The sequence below is a fragment of the Clostridium sp. MCC328 genome, assembly GCF_018785465.1.
GTDB lineage: Bacteria > Bacillota > Clostridia > Lachnospirales > Lachnospiraceae > Pilosibacter > Pilosibacter fragilis.
On the sequence record NZ_WQPW01000089.1, the window covers coordinates 1 to 289 of the forward strand.

Annotated in this window: 1 pseudogene; it reads right to left on the reverse strand. The window is 54.7% G+C overall.

Annotated features, from left to right (window positions below):
• Positions 1–58: 58 nt before the first annotated feature.
• Positions 59–289, reverse strand: a pseudogene (locus GPK83_RS12295) (AAA family ATPase); the annotation flags it as partial.

The window sequence follows — 289 nt, forward strand, 5'->3', positions numbered from 1 at the left end:
CAGGGCATTGGGTCTCATCTCCCATTGTCCTGCTACTTTTCATTCTAAATTATATTCACATACCGGAAAGTTGAATGTCGGCGGGCATCAAGTCTACTCCCTCCAGGTGGTGCAGGATACCCTCGCCGGAATGAATCGGCTCATCCATCAGGATATGCCCCATAGCGTCCGACAGCGTAAAGGGCAACTTGTCCGGCTGGGGATTGCCTAAGCTGATCGTCAGGCTGCCTTGCGGGTCTCCGTCGATCAGCAGGACTTTCTTTCCGGCCTGCGCCAGCCCGATTCCCAA